This is a genomic window from Streptomyces sp. NPDC057137 (genome assembly GCF_042670825.1).
Lineage (GTDB): Bacteria > Actinomycetota > Actinomycetes > Streptomycetales > Streptomycetaceae > Streptomyces.
This window is the reverse complement of the sequence record NZ_JBHUUW010000138.1, coordinates 1-2,106: the sequence shown is the minus strand read 5'-3', so window position 1 is coordinate 2,106 and position 2,106 is coordinate 1. Positions and strand designations below refer to the sequence as shown.

The following is a 2,106-nucleotide window of genomic DNA, read 5'->3' as shown; positions in this document are numbered from 1 at the left end:
TTCGGCGATGGCGACGCCGGCGCGAAGCTCGCCGTCCTCGGCGTCCGAGCCGAACAGCATGTCGAGGTCGTCCTCGTGGGTGTCGCCGCCCTCGATGCCGAGCATCTGCCGCAGGTAGCGGGTCCATTCGATGGCCCGGCGGCCCTTGGTGGCCCGCTCGTACTCGTGCCACTTGGCCAGGTTCCACTCCAGCGTGCCGATGCCGGCGGCGCTGCCTTCCTCGCCGTCGTCGGGCACCCCGTTGGCCAGGTCGCCGATGCGGAAGAGGAGTTCGAACGGCGTGACGTTCTCCCCGGTGGCGGTCTTGAGGTCGGCGCGGGTCAGCTCCAGTGCGGGCTGCTTGCCGTCCTGGGTCTTGGCGATGTACTCGCCCAGGTCTTTGGCGTCGCGCTCGGTTTCCAGGCGCTTGAAGTCGATCGCGTGGCCCTTGCCGCCGCACGGGCAGTTGGTCCGGTCGCAGTCGTCCGACGGCCGCCACTTCGGGTTGATCCCCTGGAGGGCGCCGACCCAGACCGTCCGCCAGTGGTTCTGCCACTCGGTGAGCGCGTTCTCCGACGGCTCGAAGGTGCCGGCCACCCGCTTCTCGGCACGCTCGCCCGTGGTCCGGCCGCCGACGAGCACGATCGCGTGGATGTGCGGGTGCCAGCCGTTGGCGAGGCCGACGGTGACCTCTGTTGCGCGGATCATGCCGATGTAGCCGATCCGGCCGCGGATTCCCTCCGGGTCGCACTTCCGCCCGGCCCAGGTGCCGCCGGTGATGAGCCGCTGGTAGGCGCCCGCCTTCCGGCGGGTGGACGCCAGCTCAGCCTGCGTGGTGCGGAGATGGGCCTGCGCGTCGGCCAGCTCGCCCGCGGCTGCCTCCTTCGCGGCCGCCATCGCGGCGCGCTTCTGGCCCTTGGGCGCGGCAAGCCGGGCGGCGTTCACGGCGGCACGGGTCCGGTCGGTGACCTCCTGGAGGGTCGTCTCGGCAACGGCGACGTTGGCCTTGGCGACGCGGATCTCGGCGGCCGTGCCGGACCGGGAGCCCTGGAGGGCGTCCATCAGGCCGTCGAGTCGGTCCTTGGCCGCGTGCCGGGTGGTCAGCGTGACCAGGTAGGCGGTGCCGCCTCGGCGGATCCACTCGACTACGGCCTCCGTGATCTCCTCGGCCCGCTTGTGCCGGATGGTCGCCGCGCAGACGGGGCAGAGCCAGATCCGCCCGCAGCGCATGAGGCCCAGGACCACGGCGGTCCCGGATGCCGTCTGCCCGACGATGACGCCGGAGGCCGGGTCCATCAGGCTCCGGCCGCAGCCCTTGCACGCGGGGTCGCCGGTGATCCGCCACAGCGTCCGGCGTCCGGCGTACCGGCGCGACTTCCGGGCCCTGGCCTGGAGGACGCGGTCGTGGTGTTCGTGCAGGTGGGCGGCCTCTGGCACGTCCGATTCGGCCCCTTGAGACCCGGTGGCCGCAGACCCCCCGGGAAACTCTGTTGTTTCATTCCCAAGGCGTCCGGATTTGCCGGACGACCCGCCACGGGCGGCTTCCCGCTCGATCTTGGCGAGGAGCCGCTTCGCGCGCTTGCGGCAGGCGTCGGAGCAGTAGATCTTGGGGCGCTTGCCGGGTACGCGGGTGATCTTGTTCCCGCACCCGCAGCGGGGGCCTCTGGCGTCCCGTGAGGCGGCACGCGGAGCGGTGGGTGTTGCAGACGCCGGAGCGTCGCTTACGCTGGACACAGACGAGTCCCTTGGTGTGGTAGCCGGGCGGACGTCAGAAGCGGCCAGGGGGTCTAATCCCTGGCCGTTTCGCATTACTGGGCTGATCCTGCCACTTCGCGCAACAGACGTTCCCCCCGGCACGCCTGACGGCCTTTCGACCCGTGCGGAACGGGCGTCGCGGTCCTGGTGTCGGCCGTGCACGGCGGGTGCTCCCTTTCGCAGGTCGGGAGCGCGGTGCTCGCGTCTCCCAAGATCCGGTACGTCCTAGGGCGTGTTTTACAACTTGCTGGCCTGCTTGGTGGGCCGTCCGGGGAAAACGCGGGCGGCCATCCAGATGGTGAGATCGCGGGCGATGTCGTTGAGGCTCGTGGTCGTGGTGACCACGTGCTCGTTGCGGGAGGTGTCACGGCG

The 2,106-nt window shown here is 71.0% G+C and carries 1 pseudogene; it reads right to left on the bottom strand.

What is annotated here, in order from left to right:
• Positions 1 to 1,275 (bottom strand): annotated as a pseudogene (locus ACFT9I_RS40125) (hypothetical protein); the annotation flags it as partial.
• Between the last annotated feature and the right edge of the window lie 831 nt (positions 1,276 to 2,106).